Annotated in this window: 16 protein-coding genes and 1 pseudogene; 14 read left to right on the forward strand and 3 right to left on the reverse strand. The window is 71.2% G+C overall.

Going from position 1 to position 20,153, the window contains the following annotated elements; translation table 11 throughout:
- Nucleotides 1–2,563 (reverse strand): annotated as a pseudogene (locus AC31A1_RS23835) (hypothetical protein); the annotation flags it as partial.
- A gap of 808 nt (nt 2,564–3,371) precedes the next feature.
- Between AC31A1_RS23835 and AC31A1_RS23840 the strand changes: the two are divergent.
- Nucleotides 3,372–3,593 (forward strand): hypothetical protein, encoded by a 222-nt coding sequence (locus AC31A1_RS23840; RefSeq protein WP_489655264.1) that lies wholly within the window; start codon nt 3,372–3,374, stop codon nt 3,591–3,593.
- Between the two features lie 24 nt (nt 3,594–3,617).
- Here the strand turns inward: AC31A1_RS23840 and AC31A1_RS23845 are convergent, their stop codons facing one another.
- A complete protein-coding gene (locus tag AC31A1_RS23845; protein WP_489655265.1) occupies nt 3,618–6,008 on the reverse strand; it encodes an ATP-binding cassette domain-containing protein in 2,391 nt (796 codons plus the stop codon).
- Nucleotides 6,009–6,139: 131 nt separating this feature from the next.
- A complete protein-coding gene (locus AC31A1_RS23850) occupies nt 6,140–7,366 on the reverse strand; it encodes an MFS transporter (RefSeq protein WP_489655266.1) in 1,227 nt (408 codons plus the stop codon).
- Nucleotides 7,367–7,472: 106 nt separating this feature from the next.
- Between AC31A1_RS23850 and AC31A1_RS23855 the strand changes: the two genes are divergently transcribed.
- From AC31A1_RS23855 to AC31A1_RS23915, 13 genes are all read left to right on the forward strand, one after another.
- Nucleotides 7,473–8,024 (forward strand): CGNR zinc finger domain-containing protein, encoded by a 552-nt coding sequence (locus AC31A1_RS23855; protein WP_489655267.1) that lies wholly within the window; start codon nt 7,473–7,475, stop codon nt 8,022–8,024.
- A 179-nt stretch (nt 8,025–8,203) separates the two neighbouring features.
- Complete coding sequence (locus AC31A1_RS23860) at nt 8,204–9,007, forward strand: N-acyl homoserine lactonase family protein (RefSeq protein WP_489655268.1); 804 nt, start codon at nt 8,204–8,206, stop codon at nt 9,005–9,007.
- 152 nt (nt 9,008–9,159) lie between these two features.
- A complete protein-coding gene (locus tag AC31A1_RS23865; protein WP_489655269.1) occupies nt 9,160–10,815 on the forward strand; it encodes an ABC transporter substrate-binding protein in 1,656 nt (551 codons plus the stop codon).
- On the forward strand, nt 10,808–11,719 hold the full coding sequence (locus tag AC31A1_RS23870) for an ABC transporter permease (RefSeq protein ID WP_489655270.1): 912 nt from the start codon (nt 10,808–10,810) through the stop codon (nt 11,717–11,719). The genes AC31A1_RS23865 and AC31A1_RS23870 overlap by 8 nt, the downstream gene beginning before the upstream one ends.
- Nucleotides 11,716–12,786, forward strand: coding sequence for an ABC transporter permease (locus AC31A1_RS23875; protein ID WP_489655271.1), 1,071 nt, complete (start codon nt 11,716–11,718; stop codon nt 12,784–12,786). Before AC31A1_RS23870 ends, AC31A1_RS23875 begins: the two co-directional genes overlap by 4 nt.
- Nucleotides 12,787–12,791: 5 nt before the next feature.
- A complete protein-coding gene (locus AC31A1_RS23880; protein WP_489655272.1) occupies nt 12,792–13,481 on the forward strand; it encodes an alpha/beta hydrolase in 690 nt (229 codons plus the stop codon).
- Nucleotides 13,478–14,491 carry an ABC transporter ATP-binding protein gene (locus AC31A1_RS23885; RefSeq protein ID WP_489655273.1) on the forward strand — a complete coding sequence of 338 codons (1,014 nt, stop codon included), beginning with the start codon at nt 13,478–13,480 and terminating at the stop codon, nt 14,489–14,491. Before AC31A1_RS23880 ends, AC31A1_RS23885 begins: the two co-directional genes overlap by 4 nt.
- On the forward strand, nt 14,488–15,471 hold the full coding sequence (locus AC31A1_RS23890) for an ABC transporter ATP-binding protein (RefSeq protein WP_489655274.1): 984 nt from the start codon (nt 14,488–14,490) through the stop codon (nt 15,469–15,471). The genes AC31A1_RS23885 and AC31A1_RS23890 overlap by 4 nt, the downstream gene beginning before the upstream one ends.
- Before the next feature lie 12 nt (nt 15,472–15,483).
- A complete protein-coding gene (locus tag AC31A1_RS23895; RefSeq protein ID WP_489655275.1) occupies nt 15,484–16,248 on the forward strand; it encodes an amidohydrolase family protein in 765 nt (254 codons plus the stop codon).
- 20 nt (nt 16,249–16,268) lie between these two features.
- The gene (locus AC31A1_RS23900) at nt 16,269–16,703 is read left to right on the forward strand and encodes a cytidine/deoxycytidylate deaminase family protein (protein ID WP_489655276.1); all 435 of its coding nucleotides are present in this window, start codon (nt 16,269–16,271) and stop codon (nt 16,701–16,703) included.
- 31 nt (nt 16,704–16,734) lie between these two features.
- On the forward strand, nt 16,735–17,622 hold the full coding sequence (locus AC31A1_RS23905; protein ID WP_489655277.1) for a creatininase family protein: 888 nt from the start codon (nt 16,735–16,737) through the stop codon (nt 17,620–17,622).
- 11 nt (nt 17,623–17,633) lie between these two features.
- On the forward strand, nt 17,634–19,091 hold the full coding sequence (locus tag AC31A1_RS23910) for an aldehyde dehydrogenase family protein (protein WP_489655278.1): 1,458 nt from the start codon (nt 17,634–17,636) through the stop codon (nt 19,089–19,091).
- Nucleotides 19,088–20,153 (forward strand): aminotransferase class V-fold PLP-dependent enzyme (locus AC31A1_RS23915; protein ID WP_489655279.1); only part of this gene is annotated, 1,066 nt, incomplete at its 3' end. The genes AC31A1_RS23910 and AC31A1_RS23915, both read left to right, overlap by 4 nt.

A 20,153-nucleotide genomic window follows, 5' to 3' on the forward strand; every position in this document is an offset into this window, starting at 1 on the left:
GAGAGTGGGAGCGCGCCGTGCCCGCCCCGCCCGGCGCGCTCCCACTCTCCGTCTCCCGCAGTCGGCGGGCGAGGTCGGTGAACTCCCGGGCCACCCGTGGATGGGCCGCGGCGAGGTCGGCGTCGTCGCTGCGGGCCTGGAGGTCCTGTCCCATCAGCACCGCCCGCCCTTGTTCCAGCAGAGACGCCGCCTGTTCGGTGCGGCCCGCGGCGAGCGCCACCGCGCACGCGGTACGGGCCAGGCTCGTCCCGGCGAGCCGGTCCGGGAGGTCGGCGGTGCGGCCGGCACCGCCCGGGCCCTGATAGCGGCGGCCGAGCAGCGCGGCGCGCAGGACGGCCTGGCGGTCGTCGCGGTGCAGCGCCTGGGACACCACCAGCGGCAGGGCTTCCAGCGCGGCTTCGGCGGCGTCGGTCGCCCGGGGCCAGTTGCGGCTGTTCACCGCCGCACCGAGCGCGGTCCGCGCGTTCTCGAAGCGGGCCCGGGGCGGCAGCGCCCGTTCGGTGGCCGGGTCCCAGGAGCTGGGCTCGGGATCGCCGTAGCGGTACCCGGTGAGATCGTCGAAGGCGGTGCGGACCAACTCGGTGACGGTCGCCAGGGCGGGGCGGAGCTGTTCGCGCAGTGCGGCCGGCTCAGGTGAGTACTCCGGCCGGCCCGGCAGTTCGTCGAGGGCCCTCGCGGCCAGTTCGACGAGCCGTACCGCCTCCTGGGCGCCGGAGACGTCCCGGCGCATGCAGGAGACGCCGGACAGCGCGTCCGCGTAGAGGATGACGCAGCCGAGCCAGGTCGCCGACATCTCCGGCAGCCTGCCGACCGCCCAGGCCAGCGCGTCGGAGGCCCGGGCGACCGTCCCCTCGTCCTGACGCACCATCCCGTAGGCGTGCCGGTGCATCTCCACCGAGCACAACAGCTCGATGTACCGCGGACTCGTGGGCGACAGCAGGGCCAGCTGCTCGTCGCCGCACCGCACCACCCGTTCCAGGTCCTCGTGGCGCTCGCTGAAGGTGAACTGCGCGGCCAGGAACTGCACGAGGGTGGAGGCGAAGAATCCGCGCCGCCCGTCGGGCAGCTGCCCGGCCAGCGCGGCCTTCAACTGGTCGACGGCCAGGGCCAGTCGACGCGGATCGCTGGCACCGGCGCCCAGCAGGGCGGCCCGCACGGCCGCGGCGTCCGGCGGCAGCGCGTCGAGGTCCGCCGCGGTGGCCGGCTCCGCGGGCCCGGCGTCAGCGGGTGGCCCGGGCGGCCAGACGAGGTCGGCAGCCCCCGTGCGACCGGGTCCGGCGTCCGCCGAGGCGGGCCGGGTGCCGCCGGTGAACGGGGCGAAGTCGGCCGGGCCGGGGCCGGGCGAACGGACCCCGGGGCGGCCCATGGGGGCTGACATCCGGACGGGGGGCAGTTGCACCCCGCTCAGCAGCCGGCCCAGCATCGGGGCCACGAGCCGCAGCAGTTGGGCGCCGTCGATCGGCATCCACTTGAGCATCTTCGCCAACTCGGCGCACGCGGTGCGCTTGTCGGCGATATGCGGTAGCAGGGGGTGGTCCGGCGGCAGGTCCCGCTGGAGCGCGGCCCACAGTTCGTCGGCGCGCCGGAGATCGGCGGGCGACTTGGTGAGGAGGGCCCTCGCGCTCAGCAGCGCCGGCATGTTCCCGGCGTAGATCCCGTTGTCGTCGGGTGGCCCGCAGGCCCGGAACGCCTCCAGCTGGGCGATGGCCTCGTCGATCACCTCCTCCTCGGGATGGAACGGCACGGACATGCTGAGGGCGAGGGAGAACATGAGATGCGCCGAGGCGGCCTCGGCGTCGACCGGGGCGGTGCCGTGGCGCCGGGCGTACTCGACCGCCCGCAGCGCCGACCGGCCTCCGCGCAGCGCCAGTTCGACGGGCCGTGTGTCGCTCGGCCTGTCGCGGAGCCGTACCAGGGACGCGTGGACGACGGTGGCGCTGACGAGGCCGGCCTCCAGATGGTCTGCGGTGATGCCGGCGAACGCCGCGTCGGCCCACCGTCCGGCGTCCGCGAGGACAGCCATGTCCCCCGACTCGACGCGGAAGAACGCGGACTGCGCGAGCCGGGCCAGCAGACAGGGCCGGACCAGATCGGCCGCCGGAAGCCCCTCGGCCAGCCGTACGGCGTGCGGGTGCGACGGCCGGGGCGGCTCGAAGTGGCTGGGCGGGGGCTCCTCCGGGTAGCTGGCCGCGACGGACACCGGATCGTCCGCAGGCCGCCCCTGCGTCTGGGCGGCGAGGTGGTGGTGGACCTCGTTCGACAACCGGTAGTCCTCGAACCGCTGCGACAGCGTGCGCTCGGCCAGCCACAGGTGCAGCACCCAGCGGGGACGCCGCGGGTCCCGCCGCTCCCCCACGTCGAGCGCGTACTCCAGCACGGCCACCGCGGCCACCGCGCAGTCCCGGCCGCCCTCGGCCCAGGAGGCACGCAGGAGCCCGGCCGCGGCAGGCAGCCAACTGTCCGGATTCCCACCGGCGCCGGCCACATGCCGCTCGACGTGCGGAGTCCACGCCGCCTCAGCACGCACCAGCAGACGATCCACGGCTGTTCGTATCTCTGACACACCGCCAGTCTTCCCGGGCGCGGCCCGTTTGGGTCATCATCCGGAAATCTCCGACAAACAACCCCTCAGTGTGCCCAGCGCTGTTCACGGCGGCGGGACGCCCGGTCGGCGCGGCGGGGAGCGGTGCCGTCGGCAGCGCTGGCGGCCCCGACACGCTCACGTCGGCAACTAGGTACCCGCCCGCTCCCGCACCATGAACTGCGCATACCGGTCAGGCCAGTCCGGATCCTCCGCGCCGGTGCGCGCCTCGTGCTCACCGTGCGCTGCGGCGGCCCGGGAGCCGGGCGGTGATCTCCTGCAGAACCCAGCCGTTGCCGTCCGAGTCTCCGAACGACACGAACGAGCAGCCGAGCCGTTTGAGTTCGTCGTGGGCGGCGTCGGCGTCGAGCCGCTAGCCCAGCGCCGTATAGAAATCCTTGGCCCGGTCCACGTCCCCGACCGGCACCACGACGGCTTCGAGCTTCATGTCCACGGGGTGCTCCTCCGCTCTCGGACGAACTTCCGTCACCACCAGACTCGCCAGAGGCGATCGGCGTCCAGCACTGCCCGCGCGAACGCCTCCGGAGCCTCCTGCTGCACGTTGTGCCCGATGCCGTCGTAGCGCGGGTCTCCCGCTCGCCTCGGCGGCCGGTGTCGCCTCGAAGACCGTCTTCGCGAGCGTCGGCAGCGAGAGCGACATCCTGAATCGGGTCGTCGACCGGGCGGTGATCGCCTCCGGCTACGAACAGACCATGAGGGATCTGCTCGAACTGCGGAGCCCGGACGCGGTCCACAAGGCACTGCCCGTCCATGAGGACAGCGAGGCGCTGTGGGAGCGCATGACGGCCGCGTACCGGGACGCGTTGCACACCGCCGCCCGCCATCTGCACACCCTGACTCCCCGCCGCCCCACTCGGCGAAGGAGACCGGCGATCTCCTCTGGCACTGGTTCGGTCCCACCGGGTGGCGCACGCTCGTGGTCGAGAACGGCTGGTCGTGGGACCGCGCCGAGGAAGTCCCGCACGGCACGGCGGTCGCCACCCTGCGCTGACGGCGACCGCCGGAACTGTGGGGCTCAGGCGCCGACGTACGCCGCCAGGTGCTCCCCCGTGAGCGTCGACCGGGCCCCGACCAGGTCGGCCGGTGTTCCCTCGAAGACGATCTTTCCGCCGTCGTGCCCGGCTCCGGGCCCGAGGTCGATGATCCAGTCGGCGTGGGCCATGACCGCCTGGTGGTGCTCTACGACGATGACCGACTTGCCGGAGTCGACCAACCGGTCGAGCAGGCCGAGCAGTTGCTCCACGTCGGCGAGGTGGAGGCCGGCGGTGGGCTCGTCGAGGACGTAGACGCCGCCCTTCTCGGACATGTGGGTGGCCAGCTTGAGGCGCTGGCGTTCGCCGCCGGAGAGGGTGGTGAGCGGCTGGCCGAGGCTGAGATAGCCGAGGCCGACGTCGGCGAGCCGGGTCAGGATCCGGTGTGCGGCCGGTGTCGCCGCTTCGCCCGCGCCGAAGAACTCCTCGGCCTCGGTCACCGACATCGCGAGCACCTCGCTGATGTCACGGCCGCCGAAGTGGTACTCAAGGACCGAGGCGTCGAACCGTTTCCCTTCGCAGTCCTCGCAGGTGGTCGCCACGCCGGCCATCATCGCCAGGTCGGTGTAGATGACCCCGGCGCCGTTGCAGGTGGGGCAGGCGCCCTCGGAGTTGGCGCTGAACAGGGCCGGCTTCACGCCGTTGGCCTTCGCGAACGCCTTGCGGATCGGTTCGAGGAGTCCGGTGTATGTCGCCGGGTTGCTGCGGCGCGATCCGCGGATGGCGCCCTGGTCGACGGAGACCACGTTCTCGCCGGCCGGGATCGACCCGTGCACGAGCGAGCTCTTGCCGGAGCCCGCGACTCCGGTGATGACGGCGAGGACGCCGAGCGGGATGTCGACGTCGACGTCCTGGAGGTTGTTGGTCGCGGCGCCCCGGATCTCCAGGGTGCCGGCGGGCTTGCGGGTCGACTCCTTCAGCTTGGCCCGGTCGTCGAAGTGCCGGCCGGTGATGGTGCCGCCGGTGCGCAGTCCCTCGACGGTGCCCTCGAAGCAGACGGTGCCGCCCGCGGTACCGGCGCCGGGGCCGAGGTCGACGACGTGGTCGGCGATCGCGATGGTCTCCGGCTTGTGCTCCACGACGAGCACGGTGTTGCCCTTGTCGCGCAGGCGCAGCAGCAGGTCGTTCATGCGCTGGATGTCGTGCGGGTGCAGTCCGATGGTGGGCTCGTCGAAGACGTACGTGACGTCGGTGAGCGAGGAGCCGAGGTGGCGGATCATCTTGACGCGCTGTGCCTCACCGCCGGACAGCGTGCCGGCGGGCCGGTTGAGCGAGAGGTAGCCGAGGCCGATCTCCACGAACGAGTCGAGGGCCTGCCGCAGTGCGGTGAGCAGCGGTGCCACCGACGGTTCGTCGAGGCCGCGGACCCACTCGGCCAGGTCGCTGATCTGCATGGCGCAGGCATCGGCGATGCTGATGCCCTTGATCTTCGACGAGCGGGCGCCCTCGTTGAGGCGGGTGCCGTCGCACTCGGGGCAGACGGTGAAGGTGACCGCGCGGTCCACGAACTCCCGGATGTGCGGCTGCATGCCCTCCCGGTCCTTGGCGAGCATCGACTTCTGGATACGCGGGACCAGACCTTCGTAGGTCATGTTGATGCCCGCGATCTTCATCCGGGTCGGCTCGCGGTGCAGGAAGTCCTGCAGTTCCTTCTTGGTGAACCTGCGGATCGGCTTGTCCGGGTCGAAGAAGCCGGACTCGGTGTAGAGGCGCGAGTTCCAGCCCCCGCCCGTGTAGCCGGGCACCGTGATCGCGCCCTCCGCGAGGGACTTGGAGTCGTCGAAGAGCTGGGTGAGGTCGAGGTCGGTGACCGAGCCGCGGCCCTCGCAGCGCGGGCACATGCCGCCGGTGATGCTGAAGCTGCGGCGCTCCTTCACCTTCTGGCCGCCGCGTTCCATGGTGACCGCGCCCGCGCCGCTGATCGAGGCGACGTTGAAGGAGAACGCCTTGGGCGAGCCGAGGTACGGCTTGCCTAGCCGGCTGAAGAGGATGCGCAGCATGGCGTTGGCGTCGGTGGCGGTGCCGACCGTGGAGCGCGGGTCGGCGCCCAGTCGCTGCTGGTCGACGATGATCGCGGTGGTCAGCCCGTCGAGGACGTCGACCTCGGGCCGGGCGAGGGTCGGCATGAATCCCTGCACGAAGGCGCTGTACGTCTCGTTGATGAGCCGCTGCGACTCGGCGGCGATCGTGTCGAACACGAGCGAGCTCTTGCCCGAGCCGGAGACACCGGTGAACACCGTCAGCCGACGCTTCGGGATCTCGATGCTGACGTCCTTGAGATTGTTCTCGCGCGCCCCGTGCACGCGGATCAGGTCATGGGTGTCGGCAGCGTGCGGCGCGGACGACCGCGTATCCGTCCTCGTGGCCTTGCTCATCGTGTCTTCCCTCCGTTTGCGCCGGGCCGCCGACAGTCGATCAGCGGTCATCGCCCGGCTCGATCTAACCAAGCTTCGAGCGGTACGTCCGCTTCCGGCATCGATGCGCGGTGACGTCCATGGCGGTCACGCTACGGGCGGCGCGTGGACTCGCGCTTCTCGAATCCTGACCGGTCCGGTCGCCTCCCACCGCGCTGTGCACGGCGTACGTGGTGCAGGTGCCGGGCCAGCGCGACCACGGCCAGCGCGGCGACCAGGCCCGTCACACCCCGCCAGCCGAACCGGTCGTACGTGCGCACGCCGAGCCAGGAACCCGCGCTGCCGCCGAGGAACGCGCAGGTCATGTAAGCGGTGTTGATTCGCGCCCGGGCCTCGGGCCGCAGGGCGAAGATGCGGGCCTGGTTGGCGACCTGGCCGGACTGGACGGCCACGTCGAGCAGCAGCATGCCCGCGGCCAGGGCCAGCAGGCCGGTGGTGCCGCCGCCGTAGGCCGGTACGAGCACGGCCGCCGACGCGATCGTGCCGAGCATGGCGAGGAGGCTGACCGTGTCGGGACCCCTGCGGTCGGCGAGGCGGCCGGCGAACGGGGTGCTGAACATGCTGGCCGCGCCGACCAGTCCGAGGACGCCCACCGCCTGGGCACCCATGGCGTAGGTCGGTCCGGTGACGAGCAGGGTGAGCGTGGTCCAGGCGGCGCTGAAGCCGGCGAATACGGTGGCCTGGTAGAGGCAGGAGCGGCGGAGGGCGGGTTCGGTGCGCAGGAGGCGCAGCGGCGCGGCTATCAGGGACGGGTAACTGAGGTGCGTGGACGGCTCGGTGTCCGGGACGGCCCGGGAGAGGACCGCGGCCAGGGCCAGGACGATCACCGCCGCGACGACGTACGGCGCCCGCCAGCCGAACCTCTCGCCGAGGGTGCCGCTGAAGGTACGGGCCAGGAGGATGCCGCCGATCAGGCCGCTGAGGAGCGTGCCGGTGACGGCTCCGCGGCGTTCGGCGGGTACGAGTCCGGCGGCCATCGGGATGATGATCTGCGGCACGACGGTCGTCACGCCGGTGACCGCGCTCGCGGCGACGAGGACCGGGAGCGCGGGCGCGGCGCTCGCGGCGAGCAGTCCGGCGGCGGTGAGCGTGAGCAGGGTGACGATCAGGGGGCGGTGCGGGAGCCGGTCGCCGAGGGGGACGAGGAGGAAGATGCCGGCCGCGTACCCGAACTGGGCCGCCGTGACGACGAGGGCGGCCGAGCCCGTGGAGACGCGCAGGTCGGCGGCGACGAGCGAGCTGATCGCCTGCGGGAAGTAGATGGTCGAGACGCCCACACCGCAGGCGAGGGACAGAACGAGGATCACCCAGCGGGGCACGGACACACCTCACGCGAGAACCGGTTTGACTGGTTCGGGTGACGGTAGCAGGCGAGCCTGTCCCGTGGCACCGCTTAAACCGGTTCTACGGAGGTAGGGTGGGCCCGTGCCAGCAACTCCCCGCTTCCGCCAGGGCGCCGGGCGCCTCTGCCTGGACTTCGTCCGCACCCTGCGGCACCGCGGTTCCCCCGACATGGTGGAGGAACTCCCGGACGCCGAGGCCCTGTTGGCGTGGGTGCGGCAGTGCGGCCCCTGCGCCGACGCCACGGGGCGTCCCGATGCCGCGAACGCGCGGGAGCTACGGGAGGCCGTCCACGCCCTGATCACCGCCGCACGGGCCGGCCGAATGCCCGACGCCCCCTCCCGCGAGCGGGTCAACTCGGCCGCCGCGCACGCCGTCCCCGTACCGCAGCTCACCTCGGCGGGGCACCTCACGCAGCACGCCGAAGACCCCGTCCGGGCCACCCTCGCCCTCGTCGCCCGCGACGCCCTGGACCTCGTCACCTCCCCGTCGCTCGCCCGCCTCCGCAACTGCGCGGGGCCGAACTGCGGAGCACTGTTCCTGGACATCTCCCGCCCCGGAAACCGCCGTTGGTGCTCCATGGGCACCTGCGGAAACCGGGCCAAGAAGGAGACGCTGCGCGGCAGGACAGGCTGAGGAGGGAGTGGGGAGAGAACTTGTTCACCTCTCCGCAACCGCCTTTGGGATCCACATACTTAAAGTGTGGATCCCCATGGCCCATCCCCGCGCAGGCGAGCCCCCACTCCCGCAGGCGCCCATGATGCACTCCCGGAACGGATCACGCCGATGCGTCAGCCTCCCCACCCGCACCCCTCATGACCCGTCACGGCGTACGCAGGATCGTGCCCCTGCTGCTGGGCTGGGAGGAGCTCCCCAAGTCCGTCTCCGTGCACGGCGCCCCGTACGAGGAGCGGCTGCGTGAACCCGTACCGGCCGTGCTCCTGGAGTGCGACGGCGGCTGGCTGCTGCTCGACACCGGCTTCAACACGGCACTGATCCGGGACCCGGCCCTGCGCCGCCGCTTCTACGGCTCCCCCAACTACCGGCCGATCCTGCCGGGCCCCGGCGAGCCCCTGGAGGAGGCCCTCGACGCGGCCGGCATCCCGATGGACGCGATCCACGCGGTGGCCGTCAGTCATCTGCACGCCGACCACGCGGGCGGACTCAAGCACTTCGCGGGGCGGGTGCCGGTGCACGTACAACACGAGGAACTCTCCTACGGCCTGTCCGGGCGGCCCGATGTCGAGCGCCACTCGATCTTCCGCGTCGACTTCGACGACCCGCGGATCGACTGGCGACAGGCCGATGGCGACGCGGAGATCGCGCCCGGCGTGACCGCCGTACTGACCGCCGGGCACACTCCCGGACACCAGAGTTTCGTCGTCGATCTCGCGGACGGCGGCGGCTTCGTGTTCGCCTTCGACGCCGCCGATCTCACCGAGAACATCGAGCACGAGCGCCCGATCGGCGCCTCGATCGGTGTCGATCCGGAGAGCACCGTCGAGCCCATCCGCCGCCTCAAGCGCATCGCCGCCGAACGCGGCTACGAGCTCGTCCCCGGTCATGACCCCGTGGTCTGGCCGGAGTTGATGCGCCGTCGAGGACTGTCCGGCGCGTAGCCGGTAGTGACCGGATCTCAGCCACAGCTCGGTTCACACGCCTTTAACACCCGGGACACGAGAGAGACCCTGTGGCCCGTGAACATGTTTTTGGATCCAATCTCAACACTTTGAGATCCATTATTCGAGGATCGGTGCCCAAGGAGGCCCACATGCCGGACCAGTCAGCTGGATCGTCCTCACCCGGCTCCGCCCCGTCGACGGCGTCGCGCCGCACCATGCTCCGGGGCGCGGGGCTCCTCGGCGTGGGAGTCGGCTTCGGGCTCCCCGCCCTGCTGAGTGCCTGCGGTGCTGCGGCCGACGACGCCAAGGGAAGCAGCAAGGGCGGCACGCTGACCCTGGCCATCGATGCCACCAGCGCGGTCAACGACCCGTCGTTCTACACCTCGTTGGGCGACTGGATGGCCGTCGACTGCATCTGCCGGGGCCTGACCTTCATCTCCTTCGAGACCAACGAGCCCACCCCGGACCTGGCCAAGAGCTGGACGATCTCCGACGACCAGCTCACGTACACCTTCGCCCTGCGCGAGGGCGTCAAGTTCCACGACGGCACCACGCTGACCTCGGCGGACGTCCTGGCCAGCCTGGGCCGGCAGTTCGACGAGAAGGACAAGACGCTGCCCAAGGGCGCCACCCGCCCGCTGTCCGACCTCGGCGCGAACGTCGCCTCACTGACCGCCCCGGACGACCTCACCGTCAAGATGGTCCTCAAGAAGCCGGACCGCACCACCCTGGGCCAGCTCTCCGACATCGGCGGCCGCATCATCTCCCAGGCCGCGCTCAAGAAGTACGGCGCCGACATCGGCAAACACCTCGTCGGCACCGGCCCCTTCGCCTTCTCCGCCGCCACCTCCGGCCAGTCGATCACCCTCACGGCCTTCGACGACTTCCGCCTGGGCAGACCCCCCGTCGACCGGCTGGTGCTGCGCCAGGTCCAGGACCCGTCGACGATCGTCAGTTCCCTGCTCAGCGGCGACATCTCGGCCACCCAGTTCACCCCGTACTCCGCGGCCGCACAGCTGCGCAAGGACGACTCGGTGACGGTCTACAAGACGCCGTACAACGCCAACGCCATCCTGATGATCGACGCCCGCCGCGTCCCCGAGCTCAAGGTCCGCCAGGCCATCAACCTCGCGATCGACCGCAAGTCCATCCTCGACCAGGCCTTCTACGGCGTCGGCGCGCTGCCCGGGGGCTACGCGATCCCGCCCGCGCAGAGCGGGTACGACACCAGCCTCGCCGACCTCAGCACCCAGGACACCGCCAAGGCGAAGAAGCTCGTCGCCGAGGCGGGGGCGGGCGGCCGCCGTATCCGGCTCATGGCGGCGAGCGACTCCTGGCACCCGAAGGCCGCGCAGATCGTCGCCCAGAACCTCACCGACGTCGGCTTCAAGGTGGTCACCACCTCAGTCGACCCGGCCACCTACTTCACCCGACTCCTCGACGGCAAGGACGACTACCACGACCTGATGATCTGGGAGCGCAACACCTACGTCCCGGACGCCAACGACATGGTCGGCGCCATGGCCAGTCCCACCGGGCTCTACGGCGCGACGATCACCGGCATGGACACGCTCAAGGACGCCGCCTCGCTCCAGGCGGAGCTGGACACTGCCAAGAACCTGCCCCTCGGTGCGCAGCGCACGGCTGCCTACACGAAGATCCAGCGCCGGTGGGCCGAGGACTACATGGTGCTGTCGATGCTGGCCTGCTTCGCCAACCTCGTGGTGAGCGGCTCGCACGTGAAGCACATGAACACGGCGGCGCTGGCCAACCACCGCTGTTACATGGAGAAGGCCAGTGTCTGACACCACGACCGCTCCACCACCCGTGGCGACCGTAGGGCCCTCCTCGTCCCCGTCGATCGGGCGGATGGTCCTCGCCGTATGGCGTCGCCGCCGGTTGGCTCGGTCCTGGCCGGCCGTGCTGGCCTGGCTCGTCCTGATCGTGCTGGTCCTGGTGGCCGTCGTGGGGCCGCTGTTCGTGCAGGCGGATCCGCTGCGGCAGACCTCGTCGGCGCTGTTGCCGATGGGCTCGGCGGGGCATCTGTTCGGCACGGACGACCTGGGCCGGGACGAGTTCGCCAGACTCGTGCACGGCGCCCGGCCGTTGCTGCTGGTGGCGTTCGCGGCGACCGCGCTCGCGGCGATCGTCGGCACCGGGATCGGGCTCGTCGCCGGGTATGCGGGCGGTGTCGTGGAGCAGGTGCTGATGCGGATCGTGGATCTCGCGCTCGCGTTCCCGTCCATCCTGCTCGTGATCCTGCTGGTGGCGGCAGCGGGGCCGGGCACGGTCAGTCTGGTCTTCGGCATCGGGGTGTCCCTCGCGCCGGGTCTTGCCCGGCTGGCCCGCGCCCTGACCGCCCGCGAGGCCGCCCGGGACTACGTCGTCGCCTCCAAACTGGGCGGCACCCGCACCCCGCGCATCCTCGCCCGCGAACTCCTCCCGAACATCGCAGGACCGATGCTCGCCCAGGTCGTCATGACCCTCTCGATCGCGGCCGGTTTCGCCGCCGGCCTGTCCTACCTCGGCCTCGGCATCCAACCCCCGCAGCCCGACTGGGGATACATGGTCCAGGCGGGCCAGGAGTTCCTCTACACGGCACCCCGACTGGTCGTCCTGCCCGCGACGTTCACGCTTCTCTTCGTCGTCGCCTGCAACTTCGTGGGCGACGACCTGCGCGACGCGCTCGACGTACGGGGGCCGGCGTGACCACCGCCCTGCTCACCGTCCGCAGGCCCAAGTGGGCAGCGGGAACAGCCCTGTTGGTCCTACGACGGCTCGCGGTCATCCCCGTCGTCCTGTTCGCGCTGGCCAGCCTGGTGTTCCTCGCGATGCGCCTGCTCCCCGGCTCGCCGGCGACCTCGCTCGCGGCCGGCGGCAACAACCTCTCCGCGTCCCAACTGGCCGCCAACGAGGCACGCGTCAACAAGGCACTCGGCCTCGACCGACCCCTCCTCGTCCAGTACGGCAGCTTCCTCAACGACCTGGTGCATCTCCGGCTCGGCACCTCGTTCTACGGCTCCAACAGCGTCCTGGGTCTGCTCGGCGACGCCCTCCCCGCCACGATCGAGCTGACGCTGGCGGCGATGACGATCGCGGTCCTGCTCGGGGTCGTCACCGGTGTCATCGCCGCGCTGCGCAAGGGCAGTTGGATCGACCAGTCGACGCGGGCCGTGGCCACGGTGAGTTTCTCGCTCCCCTGGTTCGCGCTCGGGGTGCTCGGCATCGTCGTGTTCGGCGTGTGGCTGCGCTGGCTCCCCGTCCTGGGCCGGCTGCCCAGCTCGCTGGACTACAACCCGACCACCAACTTCGTTCTCCTGGACGCGATTCTCCAGAACCGCCCCGAGCTGGTGTGGCCCTGGATCCAGCATCTGATCCTGCCCGCCGTCACGTTGGCACTGTCGATGGCCGGGTTCATCACCCGCATCGTGCGCGCCTCCGTGCTGGAGGTCCTCGACGACGACTTCGTGCGGACCGCCCGGATGAAGGGCCTCAGCGAGAGCGTGGTGATCCGCCACCACGTGCTCCGCAACTCCTGGCTGCCCATCGTGACCGTCCTCGGGCTCCAGTTCGGCTCGCTGCTGGGCGGATCGGTGATCACCGAGACCGTCTTCTCCTACGCCGGGGTCGGCCGCCTGCTCGTTCAGGGCGTCCTGCAACGCGACTACCCCGTCGTGCAGGGCGCCGCCCTCGCCATCGCCCTCCTCTTCACCCTGGTCAACCACGCGGTGGACCTGCTGTACACGGTCCTCGATCCGCGGCTACGGAAAGGATGACCCGCATGGACATCGTGCTGGTCCACGGCGCCGGCGGACGGCCGACGACCTGGTCTGCGGTGCAGCCCCTGCTGACTGCCCGCGGCCACCGGCTGTTCACCGTCACCAACCCGATGACCTCGCTGGAGGACGATGTCGCCAACACGGCGGCCGTGTTGGCGCAGACGACGGGCCCGGTGCTGCTGGCAGGGCATTCCTACGGCGGCGCGGTCATCAGCAACGTGGGCCGTGATCCCCGGGTCAAAGGACTTGTCTACATAGCCGCGTTCGGGCCTGACGAGGGCGAGACGGTCAACGAGATCGTCGAGCGGTACGAGGAGGCCGAGATCTCCAAGTACATGCGGCGCGGCCCGAACGGTGAGTGGAAGTCCGAGACGAGCGAGGCGTTCTGGGCGGAGATAGGCCCCGATCTCTCGCCGGAACAGCGTGCCGTGGTGGAGGCGGAGGGACGCAAGGCGGACAACCTCATCTTCAGGCAGCCGACCGGCGAACCGGCCTGGCGCACCCTGCCCAGTTGGTACCTGGTCGCGGACGACGACCGCACCCTGCGCCCGGAGATCCAGAACGACATGGCGGCCCGGATGAAGGCCACCGTCGAGCACGTGCCGGGCAGTCACTACACGACCCTGGTGTGGCCGGAGCGTGTCGCCGACCTGATCCACACGGCTGCCGTGGCCGTGGGCGAGGGCTCATGACGTCCGCGCCGGTGCTCGAAGTCCGCGACCTGCGCGTCCAGTTCGACGTTCCGGGCGGCCGGCTGCCCGCCGTGGACGGCGTGGACCTGACCCTCCGCCAGGGTGAAGTCCTCGCGCTGGTGGGCGAGTCGGGATCCGGGAAGTCCGCCCTGTCGATGAGCCTCGTCGGCCTGAACCGCGGCCCCCGCACCCACATCAGCGGTGAGGCGACCTTCAAGGGCCGTGACCTCGTGGCCGCGTCGGAACGGGAGTTGCGCGGTGTGCGCGGCAAGGACATCGCGGTCGTCTTCCAGGACGCGCTGGCCGCGCTCAACCCGCTGCACCGGGCGGGCGCCCAGGTCTCCGAGATGATCCGCGCCCACCGCGATGTGACACGGGGTCAGGCGATGGGCCGCGCGGTGGAGTTGCTCGGTGAGGTGGGCATCGCCGGCCCGGACCGCACGGCCCGCGCCTACCCCCACCAGCTCTCCGGGGGCATGCGCCAACGCGTGATGATCGCCATGGGCCTGGCCAACGACCCCGCCGTGCTCATCGCCGACGAACCCACCACAGCACTGGACGTCACGATCCAGGCCCAGGTCCTCGCCGTACTCAAACGCGTCCAGCGCGACCACGGCACCTCCGTCCTGCTCATCACCCATGACCTGGGCGTCGTCGCCGAAGTCGCGGACCGGGTGGCGGTGATGTACGCGGGCCGGATCGTGGAGCAGGGGCTGCGCGAGGAAGTGCTGTTCCAGCCCCAACACCCCTACACCATGGGGTTGTTGGGCTCCGTCCCGCCGATCGACGGTCCTGTCGTACGACGGCTGCCGACCATCGCGGGCAGCCCGCTGACCGGGGTGGACCGGCCCTCCGGCTGTGCGTTCGCGCCCCGGTGCCCGTTCGTCCACGACGCGTGTTCCGCGCGGCCCGTGCTGCGGCAGCGGCACGGCGACGACGGTCACCTCGACGCCTGCGTGCTGCCCTCCCCCGCCCGCGCCACGGCCCGCTCCCAGGGAGGCATCGCATGACCGCCACGCTCATCCAGGCCCGCGAGCTGCGTGTCGAGTACCCGGGCCGGGCGGGTGGCCGGGTCAGGGCGCTGCGGGACGTCGACCTCGACATCCTCCAGGGCGAGACCCTCGGTCTGGTCGGCGAGTCGGGGTGCGGGAAGTCCACGCTGGGTCGCGCCCTGTTGCGCGTCATCGAATCCGCCTCGGGCCGGATCGAGTTCGACGGCACCGACCTCACCCGGCTGCGCGGTAGCCAACTGCGCCGTACGCGGGCCGAGTTGCAGATGGTGTTCCAGGACCCGTTCGGTTCGCTGAACCCGCGCCGCAGGATCGCCGACATCGTCGCCGAACCGCTGCTGCGGTCACGCGGCGCCACCCGCGCCGAGGCCGCGAAGGCGGTGGCCGAACTGCTCGACCTGGTCGGTCTCGGCGCGGAGGCCGGCGGGCGCAGACCGCACGAGTTCTCCGGCGGCCAGCGTCAACGCATCGGCATCGCACGGGCGTTGGCCTCGTCCCCGCAGTTCGTGGTGGCCGACGAGGCGGTCTCCGCCCTGGACGTGTCGATCCAGGCCCAGGTGCTGAACCTGCTGTCGGACCTGGTCCGCGACCGGGGCCTGACGATGCTGTTCATCTCGCACGACCTGGGCGTCGTACGGCACATCGCCGACCGGATCGCGGTCATGTATCTCGGCCAGATCATCGAAGTCGCCTCCCGTGACGCCTTCTTCGCCGCCCCCGCGCATCCCTACAGCCGGGCGCTGCTGTCCTCCGTTCCGGTGCTGCGGCCCGGAGACACGCGCGAACAGCAGGTGCTGGAGGGCGAGTTGCCCGATCCGGCGAACCCGCCCGAGGGCTGCCTGTTCCGCACCCGGTGCCCCATCGCCACGGACCGGTGCCGCACCAGCGCGCCCGAACTGCGTGAGATCGCGCCGGGCCGCAGTGTGCGCTGCCATCTGCCCCTGGTCTCAAGCGAGCAGCACGTCGCGAGTAGCGAGTAAGGACGAACCGCTTTGATCATCGACGCGTACAACACCACTCAGGACGTCCGCGGCCGTTCCGACTACCTCACCGGCGCCCGCAAGGGCCAGGCCCCGCCGCCGTACAAGCCCTTCGAGCCGCGCCGCATCCTCGACCGGATGGACGCGGCCGGGGTGGACATGGCGATGGTGTGCTCGCTCGCGCAGCGCATCGAGAACGACTTCATCGCCTCGCTGGTGGCCTCGTACCCGGACCGGTTCTTCGGGTTCGGGCAGGTGATGCCGCAGGCCGACGACGCGCTCGACGAGATCGACCGGATGGCCGACGCGGGTCTGGTCGGGCTGAAGCTGCACCCGAGCCTGCACGGCTACCACGTCGCCGACCACGGCCTGCTGGACCCGGTCTTCGAGGCGTGCGCGCGGCGCGGGCTGCTGGTGCTGATCAACGCGCTCGACGACGCGTTCTGCGCGCCGCTGGCCATCGAGGAGATCGCCCGGGACCACCCCCAAGTCCCCACGGTCATCGCGCACATGGGGGCGGTCTGGAACGTGCCGGAGGCGATCATCGTCGCCGAACGACAGCCGCACGTGTACCTGGAGACGTCGGCGACGCTGATGAGCGACGTGAAGCGGGCCTATGCGCGCCTCGGGCCGGAGAAGATCCTGATGGGCAGCGAGTGGCCCGGCTCCGACTTCGACCTGGAGCGGATGAAGATCGCGAAGGCGGTCGAGGACGAGAAGGACCGGGCCCTGGTCGAGGGTGGCAACATGGCCCGGCTGCTGGGGCTGACGGTATGAGCGCCGTGGATGTTCGGCCCGTGTCCGTACCGGCGTCGATGGACGAGGACGACGTCGAACTCCTCGCCGTCGCACAGCACTTGCTGGCCAAGGTGTGGCAGTCGGGCCGCCACGAGGTCGCGACCGCGCTCCGCACAGCGGACGGCCGGGTCCACACCGGCGTGCATGTGGAGGGTTCCTGCCGGCGCAGCTCGATCTGCGCCGAGGGCGTGGCCATGGGCACCGCCCGGGGCGCCCTGCCCGCCGGGGCGGAGCTGAACATCACGTCGGCGGTCTCGGTGCAGATCAAGCCGGCGGGGTGGTTCCGGATCATCGCGCCGTGCGGGGTGTGCCGTGAACTCATCAGCGACTACTGCCCGGACGCCACCGTGTGGGTCACCACGGTCGACGGGGACAAGCCCGTGCCGCTGCGTGCCCTGGACCTGCTGCCCGAGAAGAGCCGACGCCGATGGTGAACGCCGTCGGTCCCGAGAAGAGTCCACGCCGATGACGAACGCCATCGGTCCCGAGGAGAGGAGAGCCATGTCGTCCGTCTTCGTCACCGGTCCGTCCGGACGAACCGTCCCCACCGGGCTCGATGTCCCCGAACTCGCCGCGCGGTTGGGCGGTTCCGGATCGCCGGTGCTGTGGGAGGAGTTGACCTGGGCGGAGGCGGAGTCCACGGCAGCGGCCCAGGACGCCGTCATCATCCCCGTGGGCGCCACCGAGCAGCACGGCCCGCATCTCCCGCTCGCCGTGGACACCAGAATCTGCGAGGCGGTCGCCCTCGGCGTCTCCGCCCTGACCGGCGTGCCCGTCGTCCCGCCCCTGAGCTTCGGGGTGTCCGCGTCGCACGGCGACTTCGCCGGGACGGTGGCCCTGCGGCCGGAGACCATGATCGCCGTCGTCGAGGACGTCATCGACTCGCTCTACGCCTCCGGGATACGGCAGTTCGTCCTGCTGAACGGGCACATCTGGAACAACGGCGCGCTCGACGTGTCGGCCGAGAAACTGAGGGTCCGTCACCGGGACGCCCGGGTACGGGCGTTGGGGTACGTGACGATGTATCCGGGGCCCGAGGTCGACGGACACGTCACCTACGGCCGGGCGTTGATGCACGCCAACTTCTTCGAGACGTCCGTGATGCTGCACCTCGCACCGGAGCTGGTCCGGATGGAACGGGCCACCTCCCATGTCGACGTCGACTCGTTCTGGGACTACCGCATGGACCAGGTCAGCGAGACCGGGGTCTGGGGCAGGGACGTGACCGACGCCAACTCCAAGCACGGCGAGGCGGAGTTCGACCGCTGCGTCCTGACCACAGCCCGGGCGGTGTCCACGGCGGTGCGCGAGCCGTGGCCCGACCCCACTCACCGTCCCGGACGCCAGGCGTGAAGGAGAACACCGTGGACCCCAGCATCGTGATCCCCCACCTGCCGGACTGCGAGCCCATGCTCATCGGCGGCGAGTGGACCACCGGCACCGCGACGGAACGCATCCCGGTGCTCGACCCCGCGACCCGGGAGCAGCTGACCACCGTCGTCCAAGCGGGCTCCGCCGAGGTGTCGGCGGCGGTCGAGGCCGCCAACACCGCCCACCGGGACCGCCGTTGGCGCGGACTGCCGCCCCGGCAGCGCCGTGACGTCCTGCTGCGCCTCGCCGACCTGGTGGAGCGCGACGCCGAGCAACTCGCCGTGCTGGACACCCTGGACAACGGCAAGGCGATCGAACGCGCCCGCGGTGATGTGGAGTTGGGCCTGCAGGCCATCCGTCACTTCGCGGGTACCCCGACCCGGCTGGAGGGCACCGTGCACGCGGCCGGACCCGACCGGCATGTGTACAGCGTCCGCGAACCGGTGGGCGTGGTGGCCGCCGTACTGCCGTGGAACTTCCCCTTCATGATCGCCGCGTGGAAGCTCGCCCCTGCCCTCGCCGCCGGCTGCACGATCGTCGTCAAGCCCGCCGAGCAGACCCCGCTCACCGCGCTGCGGCTGGCCGCGCTGTGCCTGGAGGCGGGCGTGCCCGAGGGTGTGGTCAACGTCCTTACCGGCGACGGCCGTACGGGGGCCGAACTGGTCGCCCATCCCGGTGTCGCCAAGGTGTCCTTCACCGGGTCCACCGAGGTCGGGCGGCACATCATGGCCGCGGCGGCACCGTCGTTGAAGCGGCTCACGCTCGAACTGGGCGGCAAGTCCCCCAACATCGTCTTCGCCGACGCCGACCTCGACGCGGCCGTACCGAACGCGGTGCGCGCGGTGTTCGGGCACTCCGGGCAGATGTGCACGGCGGGCAGCAGGCTGCTGGTGGAGCGCACGCTCGTCAAGGAGTTCCTGGACCGGCTGGTGCCGGCGGTGGAGGCGCTGCGGATCGGTCCCGGCCTCACGGGCGGTATCAACATCGGTCCTCTGGTGTCGCAGGAGCAGTTCGACAGGGTCACGGGTTATGTCGAACTCGGGCGCGCCGAGGGCGCCGAGGTGGCCGTGAGCGGTGAACTCCCGGACGGCCCGGGCTGGTTCGTGCCACCGACGGTGTTCACCGAGGTCACCCCCGACATGCGGATCGCCCGGGAGGAGATCTTCGGCCCGGTCGCCACGATCATGCCCTTCGACAGCGAGGAGGAGGCGATCACGCTGGCCAACGACAGCGAGTACGGCCTCGCCGCCGGCGTCTGGACCGGCAGTCTGGCCCGTGCCCATCGCACGGCCGCCGCGCTGGAGGCCGGGACCGTGTGGGTCAACACGTACAACGAGTTCGACCCCGCCGTGGCCTTCGGCGGGATGAAGCAGTCAGGCCTCGGCAGGGACCTCGGCGACGCCGCCGTCGACGGGTTCACCGAGCTCAAGAGCGTGACGATCGCCCTGTGAGCGCGCCCGTGACGGCCGGGACGGCCGCCTCGCCCCCGAACCCACCGACCCCGGGCACCCTGAACGTCGCGGCCGAACGCGCCCGTACGCCGGGCTCGTTCACCGGCCACCACTTCAATTCGGCCGGCGCGGCCCTGCTTGCCAACGGCACCGTCGAGGCGGTCATCGACCACCTGCGCGCGGAGAGCCTGTCCGGCGGCTACGAGGCCGCGAAACACGCGGCTCCCGCCCTGGAGGCCGTCTACGCGCGTACGGCCGAACTCCTGGGCGCCCGGCTGGAGGAGGTCGCCCTCGTCGAGAGCGCGACGGCCGGCTGGCAGCGGGCCGTGTCGGCGCTACGCCTGCGGCCCGGCGACCGGGTGCTGGCGGCCCGTTCCAGTTACGTCAGCAGCGCGCTGCACCTGCTGTCGGTCGAACGCGACCACGGCGTCCTGGTCGAGCTGCTGCCCAACGGCCCTGACGGAGCGGTGGATTTGGAGGCCCTGGAGACAGCGTTGCGGGCAGGACCGGCCGCCCTGGTGACGGCCGCGCATGTGCCGACCTCATCGGGGCTGGTCGAACCCGCCGCCGCGATCGGCGCGTTGGCCGCTACGCATGGGGTGCCCTACCTGCTGGATGCCACCCAGTCACTCGGCCAACTGCCGGTGGACATGGGCGTCATCGGCTGCGACCTGCTCATCGGCACCGGCCGCAAGTTCCTGCGCGGCCCGCGCGGCACGGGTCTGCTCGCGGTCCGCCGCCCGCTCCTGGACCGGCTCGCCCCCGAGGCACCCGATGTCCGAGGCGCCCGTTGGACCGCCGAGCGGAGCTGGGAACTGGTCCCGGACGCCAAACGCTTCGAACTCTGGGAAGCCGCACACGCGTTGCGCCTCGGCCTCGGCGCCGCCCTGACCGACCTCGGCACGCTCGGCGTCGACACCGTCGCCCGCCACCTGGCCACCCTCGCCGCCACACTGCGGCAACACCTCTCCGCCCTCCCTGGCGTCCACGTCACCGACCCGCCCGCTGCGGGCGGGTCGGTGACGTGGACGCCAGGGAGGGCGGAGAGGTGTTGCCGCAGTG

The sequence above is a fragment of the Streptomyces sp. P5F9 genome, assembly GCF_057961495.1.